This is a genomic window from Curtobacterium flaccumfaciens (assembly GCF_018598405.1).
Taxonomy (GTDB): domain Bacteria; phylum Actinomycetota; class Actinomycetes; order Actinomycetales; family Microbacteriaceae; genus Curtobacterium; species Curtobacterium aurantiacum.
The window spans coordinates 214,377-221,829 of record NZ_JAHEWS010000002.1 but is presented as its reverse complement, the minus strand read 5'-3'; the positions used below and the strand labels follow the sequence as shown (position 1 = coordinate 221,829).

The following is a 7,453-nucleotide window of genomic DNA, read 5'->3' as shown; positions in this document are numbered from 1 at the left end:
ACACCCGAAGGCATCAGACCGAGTTGATTCTGACTGTTGACTGTCTACTGACAATCTTCAATCCAAAAGGAATTGCTTCATGACCCGGTCAGCAAGCCGACCAGGCACGAGGTCAATCAATAAATTGGCATTGACAATGTGCACGCTGTTGAGTTCTCAAGGACCAGACGCACTCCCCGCTCGACCCACAAGGGGCTCCGCCAGAGAGGCATTCGTCTTGTTCCACCATCGGACACGTCGAATCACTTCGACTTCTTCAGGAGGACGTTGCCTGAGCGGGACCCCGTCCGGACTGCATCTCCAGGTGTTCAACCCGGTGATCGTCTCGGCCGTTCCGTTCTCCGCCTCAGCGGCAACGAGTGATTACTTTACGCAGAGGTGAACGGCAGCGCCAAGCCGGCCCACATCCCGGGCGTGTCGCTTGCAGCGGCACCGGGAGCACTCGCGCCCGGCAACGACGAACGGCCCGCTCCCCACCGGGGAACGGGCCGTTCGTGGCCGCTGTCAGTGCCGGGCGATGACCGGGTTCTTGAGCGTGCCGATGCCGGAGATGGTGACCTCGACGATCTCGCCGTCCCGGATCTGCCCGACGCCGGCCGGGGTCCCGGTCAGGATGACGTCGCCGGGCAGGAGGGTCCAGATCGAGGAGACGAACTCGACGAGCGACGGGATGTCGTGCACCATCTCGTTCGTCGACGCCGCCTGACGGAGGTCGCCGTCAACGCGCGTCTCGAGCCGGATGTCCGACGGGTCGATCTCCGTCTCGATCACGGGGCCGAGCGGGCAGAACGTGTCGAAGCCCTTCGCCCGGGTCCACTGGCCGTCACGCGCCTGCAGGTCACGGGCCGTCACGTCGTTCGCGATCGTGTACCCGAGGATGACGCTCGCGAAGTCCTCTCGCCGGACGTTCTTCGCGAGCGAGCCGATCACGATGGCGAGTTCGCCCTCGTGGTCGACGCGGCCGATGTCGGCGGGCAGCCGGATGGGTTCGTCGGGACCGATCACCGAGGTGTTCGGCTTGAGGAACACCACCGGGTCGTCGCCGGCACGCTCGTCCATCTCGGAGGCGTGCTCGGAGTAGTTGAGCCCGACGCCGATGACCTTCGACCGCGGGATGACGGGGGCGAGGAGCTTGGCGTCGGCGAGTGCGACCCGCTCCCCCGTGGTCTCGAACCCCTGATACATCGGGTCTCCGGCGAGCACCACCAGGTGCCGCTCGTCGAGGATGCCGTACCGGGGGTCTTCACCCTTGCTGCTGAACCGTGCGATCTTCACTGTTCGACCCTACCCACGCCCGCCGGTCGATCAGGACGCGTCGGTCAGCTTGGTCATCCACCCGTGGGGGTCGGGACGACGGCCGTACTGGATGTCGGTGAGCTCGTCGCGCAGGGACATCGTGAGCTCCCCCGCCCCCACGGTCGGCGAGCCGATGGTGAAGCCCTCGCCCCGGAGTTCGGCGATCGGCGTCACCACGGCGGCGGTTCCGCACGCGAAGGCCTCGGTGATCGAGCCGTCGGCGACGCCGTCACGCCACTCGTCGAGGGTCACCCGGCGCTTCTCGACGGTCAGACCGCGGTCCTCGGCCAGCTGCAGGATCGAGTCACGCGTGATCCCCTCGAGGATCGAGTCGGAGTCGGGCGTGACGAGGGTGCCGTCGGACTTGACCAGGACGACGTTCATGCCGCCGAGCTCTTCGAGGTACCTGCCCTCCACCGAGTCGAGGAACATGACCTGCTGGCAGCCGTGCTCGTAGGCCTCCTGCTGGGGCAGCAGCGACGAGGCGTAGTTGCCGCCGGTCTTCGCCGCACCGGTCCCGCCCTTGCCGGCACGGGCGTACTGCGTCGACAGCCAGATCGACACCGGTTTGGGGCCGGACGTGAAGTACGCACCGGCCGGGCTCGCGATGCAGTGGTACGCAACGGCCTGTGCGGCGCGGACCCCGAGGAAGGACTCGGTCGCGATCATGAACGGCCGCAGGTACAGGCTGGTCTCGGGCGCCGAGGGCACCCAGTCGACGTCGGTCTGCACGAGCTGCCGGATCGACTCGACGAACGCCTCGACCGGGAGCTCCGGGAGCGCGAGCCGTCGGGCGGACCGCTGGAACCGCCGAGCGTTGGCGTCCGGTCGGAACGACCACACCGAGCCGTCGGCGTGCCGGTAGGCCTTGAGCCCCTCGAAGATCTCCTGGGCGTAGTGCAGGACACTCGCGCTCGGGTCGAGGGACAGCGGCCCGTACGGGTGGATCGACGCGCTGTGCCAGCCGTCGTCGAGCGTCCACTCGACCGTGGCCATGTGGTCGGTGAAGTGCTTGCCGAAGCCCGGGTCGGCCAGGATCTGCTCGCGCTCCGCAGCGGCCCGGCGATCGGCTGACGGGGTGCTGGCGAACTCGAGTCCGAAGGCGGTGTCGGTGCTCATGGGGAGGGCTCCTTCTCAGGCGGTGGTGGTGCGTGCCGTGGCCGCGGCGGCGATCGCGTCGCCGATCTCGGCCGTGCGACGCGGAGTGGTGCCCCGATCGGCGAGGTCGGACTCCACTGCGCCGGTCACCGCCGCCGCCAAGTCACCGCGACCGAGGTGGTCGAGCAACAGGGCGACGGACAGGATCGCGGCAGTGGGGTCAGCCAACTGCTGACCTGCGATGTCCGGCGCGGAACCGTGGACCGGCTCGAACATGCTGGGGAAGGTGCCGTCCGGGTTGATGTTGCCCGAGGCCGCCAGACCGATGCCGCCGCTGATCGCGCCGGCCAGGTCGGTGATGATGTCGCCGAACAGGTTGTCGGTGACGATGACGTCGAAACGAGCGGGGTCGCGGACCATGTGGATGGTGACCGCGTCCACGTGCTGGTAGTCGACCGTGACGTCCGGGTACTCGGCGCCGACGGCCGCGACGGTGCGCTGCCAGAGGGCCCCGGCGTGCACCAGGACGTTGCTCTTGTGCACGAGGGTGAGGTGCCTGCGCGGGCGACGGTGCGCCAGGTCAAAGGCGTACCGCACGACCCGCTCCACGCCGAACGCGGTGTTCAGCGAGACCTCGGTCGCGATCTCCTGCGGAGTCCCGGTGCGGATGGCACCGCCGTTGCCGACGTACGGCCCCTCGGTGCCTTCACGCACAACGACGAAGTCGACCTCGCCGGGGTCGGCGAGCGGCGTCGCGACGGCCGGGTGGACCGTCGTCGGCCGCAGGTTCACGTAGTGGTCGAAGGCGAAGCGGAGCTTGAGGAGCAGCCCGCGCTCGATGATGCCGCCCGCCAGGCGCGGGTCGCGCGGGTCGCCCCCCACCGCACCGAGCAGGATCGCGTCGTGCTCGGCGATGGCCGCCATGTCGTCGTCCGTGAGGATGTCGCCGGTCTCCAGGTACCGTGCGGCGCCGAGGGAGAACGGGGTCTCCTCGACCACGAGGTCGTCGGGCAGCACGGCGTGCAGCACCTTCAGTGCCTCGTCGACGACCTCGGGACCGATGCCGTCGCCGCGGATGACCGCGAGTCGGATCGTCTGCGCACTGCTCATGTCCGCCACTCCCCTACAGCGTGATGTCGATCTCGCGGAGCGAGGAGGCGTCGATCGCGGAGCGGACGTGCTCGAGGATCTCGGCCGGGACGGGCGAGTCGACCGTCAGGACGCTGAGCGCCTGCCCGCCGGCGGCTTCGCGCGAGATCTGCATCGCGGCGATGTTGATGCCGGCCTGGCCGAACTCCTTGCCGTAGACCGCCACGATCCCCGGACGGTCGGTGTACTCCATCACGACGTGGTGCCGGTCGAGCGGCACCTCGACGTCGTGCCCGTTGATCTCGACGAGCTTCTCGACCTGCTTCGGGCCGGTGAGCGTGCCGGAGACGCTGATCGCCGGGCCGTCCGACTGGGCACCGCGGATCGTGAGCACGTTGCGGTACTCCGGGCTGTCGGTCTCGGTGATCAGGCGGACGGTGACCCCGCGCTGCTCCGCGATGAGCGGTGCGTTGACGTAGGAGACCTGGTCGCTGACGACGTCGGTGAAGACGCCCTTGAGCGCCGCGAGCTTGAGGACGCTGACGTCGTACTCGGCGAGCTCGCCGTGCACCTCGACGTCGATGCTCGTGACCGGCGACGTCGCGAGGGCGGTGAAGACCTGACCGAGCTTCTCGACGAGCGGGATCCCGGGGCGCACGTACGGGTCGATGACACCGCCCGCGACGTTCACGGCGTCGGGCACGAGCTCGCCGCCGAGGGCGAGACGGACCGACTTGGCGACCGAGACGCCCGCCTTCTCCTGCGCTTCGTCGGTGGAGGCACCGAGGTGCGGCGTCACCACGACGTTCGGGAGCGCCAGGAGCGGCGAGTCCTTCGGGGGCTCGGACACGAAGACGTCGAGGCCCGCACCGGCGATGGTGTTCGAGGTCAGCGCCCGGTGCAGGGCGTCCTCGTCGATCAGGCCACCGCGAGCGACGTTGACGACGAACGCGGTCGGCTTCATGAGCGCGAACTGGGCGTCCGAGATCATGCCGAGGGTCTCCGGCGTCCTCGGCATGTGGATCGTGGTGAAGTCCGCCCGACGCAGCAGATCGTCGAGGGAGACGAGCTCGACCCCGAGCTGCTGCGCCCGCGCAGTGGTGACGTACGGGTCGTAGGCGATGACGGAGACCCCGAACGCCTGCAGCCGCTGGGTGATGAGCGCGCCGATGCGGCCGAGGCCGATGATGCCGACGGTCTTCTCGTAGAGCTCGACACCGGTGTACGACGAGCGCTTCCACGCACCGGCGGCCAGCGAGGCGTGGGCGGCCGGGATGTGCCGCGCGAGCGACAGGATGTGCCCGACCGTGAGCTCCGCCGCCGAGATGATGTTCGAGGTCGGGGCGTTCACCACCATCACGCCGGCGGTCGTCGCCGCCTTGATGTCGACGTTGTCGAGGCCGACGCCGGCACGGGCGACGACCTTGAGGGACGGTGCCGCGGCGATCGCCTCGGCGTCGATCTTGGTGGCGGACCGCACGAGGACAGCGTGCGCGTCGGACAGCGCCGCCAGGAGCGCCGGACGGTCGGTGCCGTCCACGTTCCGGATCTCGAAGTCGGGCCCGAGGGCGTCGACCGTTGCGGGCGAGAGTTCTTCGGCGATCAGGACGACCGGCTTCGACACAGCAGCTGTTTCCTCACTCGAGACGGTTGGTATCCCACCATGCTATCGACGCGGGCCGGTGGTGACGACCGCGGGAGCGGTCCTGTGGAGAACCACACGACGGACGGCAGGGGCGGGGCGGGGCCGCACCGTGCCTCCTGGCCGTCGGCGGGTCGCGTCAGAAGTCCAGCAGCGTCGGGACGTACAGCTGGAGGTCGAGCCAGAGGGCGCCGGCGCCCGCAAAGGCGACCACGAACACCGCGATCGTGACGGGCAGGCTCGCACGCCGGGTGATGGCGATCGCCGCGACGAACGCGACCGGCGCGATCAGGATGTCGAGCACGAGCCACAGCCACGGTGTGCTGGTCTGCAGCGAGTCGCCACCCGAGGTCGTCTCGAGGAACGCGTTGAAGGCGTCCACCCGCTGGGTGATCTGCGTCAGGTTGCCGACGGCCTGCACCGTCATGTAGGCGAACAGGACCGCGAACACGGCCCAGACCACGATCTTCGCGACGACGGGGGCGGTGTTCCGGCGGGTCGTCGCCGGCACGGCCCCGGTCACCCGAAGCTCCGGGTCAGGAGGAACGGCCACGGGAACAGCACGACGGCGCCGAGGAGCATCCAGAGCAGTCGGGTGCGGGTCCGGCTGCCGCGGGCTGCCCAGAGCACCACGGTGAACCAGAGGGCGGGCGCGAGGATCGCGAGGAAACGGAGCACCTCGACGAAGAGCGTGAGGACCGTGTCGACGCCGGAGACGTACGCGGTCGACGCGGTGAGGAGCCAGGCCACCGTGTAGAGCAGGTAGAGGCCGCCGAAGACGCCGAACCCGACCAGCGCGCCGGAGGTCTCGGGTGCCTCGGGGTCGCGCGCTCCGCGGTCACGCACCGCCACCGGGTTGTGCGCCGCGTCGACGTGGGTGGCGTCGTCGGCGTCCCCCCAGCTGAGGGCGGCGTCGTCGGTGTCGACGGCGTTCGGCACGTCCGGGTCGGTCGACCCGTCTGGTGGGGATGCTGCCGTGGTCATGCCCCCGATTCTACGAGGGACGAGCCTGCCGCGGGACCAACCGTCGTCGGCGAGGGGCCTGCTTCGGCGTTCGTCAGGCGTCGGCGGGCTGCGTCGCGAGGACCTCGGCGACGACGTCGCGGACGGCCGGGAAGAGCGGGTGGCTCTCCATCAGGCCGGTGAGGATCTCGGTGAGCGCGTGCGCGGTCGCACCGGAACGCAGGAGCGCGTGCAGCTCGATCGACTCCGGGTCGTTCTCGTCGTCGAAGGCGAGCGCCACGCGGACCGCGCCGAGCAGGTGCTCGACGGGCAGGCCCCGCTCGGCGAGCTGCGACGCCGGGCCGACGAAGCGCTCGCGCCGACCGAGTTTGCGGAGCGGGTTGCGCCCGACGCGTGCCGTGGAGTCCGGCAGGTGCGGGTTCGCGATGCGGGAGAGGTTCGCGGCGACGTAGCGCGCGTGGTCCGCGGGGTCGAACCCGTGCTTCGCGATCAGCAGCGCCGTCGTCTCGGCGAGGACGCCGTCGACCTCGGCGCGGACGGCGTCGTCCTCGAGTGCTTCACGGATGAGCCGGATGCCCCGCACGTACCCGTGGTAGGCGGCGGTCGCGTGCGCGGTGTTCACCGTGTAGAGCTTGCGCTCGACGAACGGCTGCAGGTCGTCGACCCAGGTGACGCCCTCGATCGTCGGCGGCTCGGCGTCGGACCCCAGGAACGGGGTGCGCTCGATGACCCACTCGTAGAACGGCTCGAGCACCACGTCGAGTCCACCGGACTGGCCGAGCACGCCGGACTGGTCCGGCACGATGCGGTCGATCGCGCAGTTCGCGAAGACGGCGGCGATGTCGCGGTCCTCGAGGATCGGGGCGCGGCGGATGCTGGCGTGCAGGGAGTCGGTCGCGTTGAAGGCGTTCTCGCAGGCGACGATCGTGACGTCGCCGCGCTCGAGCGGACGTGCCGCGAGCCCCTCGGCGATGAGCGGCGCGACGAGCGGGAGCGTGCGGGCGCCCACCGCGGTGGTCACGACGTCGGCCGCGGCGATGGCCTGGACCACACGCTCTCGGTCGGTCTTGCTGTTCAGCGCACGGAACCCGTGGACGAGGTTCTCGACCGGCCTCTCGCCGACCTCGTGCACGACGAACCGGCCGGCTTCGTTGAGGGCGGAGACCACGCGCTCGTCGACGTCGACGAAGGTGAGCTCGTAGCCGCTCGCCACGAGGAACTGGCCCACGAACCCGCGCCCGATCTTGCCGGCGCCGATGTGGACCGCTCGCTTCGTCACCGCCATCCGACGATCATCCCATGCTGGTCGGGGCGGTCCTGACCGCGGGTGCGCGGCACGGCCGACGCGTGTCGGGAATCGTCCGG

7 protein-coding genes are annotated in these 7,453 nt (G+C 69.9%); all 7 read right to left on the bottom strand.

Annotated features, from left to right (window positions below; translation table 11 throughout):
• Nucleotides 1-504 precede the first annotated feature (504 nt).
• A complete protein-coding gene (locus KK097_RS02555) occupies nucleotides 505-1,275 on the bottom strand; it encodes a fumarylacetoacetate hydrolase family protein (RefSeq protein ID WP_214528293.1) in 771 nt (256 codons plus the stop codon).
• Between the two features lie 30 nt (nucleotides 1,276-1,305).
• Nucleotides 1,306-2,415: a branched-chain amino acid aminotransferase gene (locus tag KK097_RS02550; protein WP_214543597.1), complete on the bottom strand. Its 1,110-nt coding sequence runs from the start codon at nucleotides 2,413-2,415 to the stop codon at nucleotides 1,306-1,308.
• 15 nt (nucleotides 2,416-2,430) lie between these two features.
• Nucleotides 2,431-3,504 carry a 3-isopropylmalate dehydrogenase gene (locus tag KK097_RS02545; protein ID WP_214543596.1) on the bottom strand — a complete coding sequence of 358 codons (1,074 nt, stop codon included), beginning with the start codon at nucleotides 3,502-3,504 and terminating at the stop codon, nucleotides 2,431-2,433.
• A gap of 13 nt (nucleotides 3,505-3,517) precedes the next feature.
• Complete coding sequence (gene serA / locus KK097_RS02540; RefSeq protein ID WP_214543595.1) at nucleotides 3,518-5,107, bottom strand: phosphoglycerate dehydrogenase; 1,590 nt, start codon at nucleotides 5,105-5,107, stop codon at nucleotides 3,518-3,520.
• 157 nt (nucleotides 5,108-5,264) lie between these two features.
• Entirely contained in the window at nucleotides 5,265-5,648 is a 384-nt protein-coding gene (locus KK097_RS02535) for a hypothetical protein (protein ID WP_214528297.1), read from the bottom strand.
• Complete coding sequence (locus KK097_RS02530) at nucleotides 5,645-6,109, bottom strand: hypothetical protein (protein ID WP_214528298.1); 465 nt, start codon at nucleotides 6,107-6,109, stop codon at nucleotides 5,645-5,647. The genes KK097_RS02535 and KK097_RS02530 overlap by 4 nt, the downstream gene beginning before the upstream one ends.
• Before the next feature lie 73 nt (nucleotides 6,110-6,182).
• Complete coding sequence (locus KK097_RS02525; RefSeq protein ID WP_214528299.1) at nucleotides 6,183-7,373, bottom strand: mannitol-1-phosphate 5-dehydrogenase; 1,191 nt, start codon at nucleotides 7,371-7,373, stop codon at nucleotides 6,183-6,185.
• Nucleotides 7,374-7,453: the final 80 nt, after the last annotated feature.

What these genes read in the sequence shown, in the direction of transcription:
- KK097_RS02550 (WP_214543597.1), bottom strand. Translation starts at nt 2,415, where the DNA reads ATGAGCACCGACACCGCCTTCGGACTCGAGTTCGCCAGCACCCCGTCA.
- KK097_RS02545 (WP_214543596.1), bottom strand. Translation starts at nt 3,504, where the DNA reads ATGAGCAGTGCGCAGACGATCCGACTCGCGGTCATCCGCGGCGACGGC.
- KK097_RS02530 (WP_214528298.1), bottom strand. Translation starts at nt 6,109, where the DNA reads ATGACCACGGCAGCATCCCCACCAGACGGGTCGACCGACCCGGACGTG.
- KK097_RS02525 (WP_214528299.1), bottom strand. Translation starts at nt 7,373, where the DNA reads ATGGCGGTGACGAAGCGAGCGGTCCACATCGGCGCCGGCAAGATCGGG.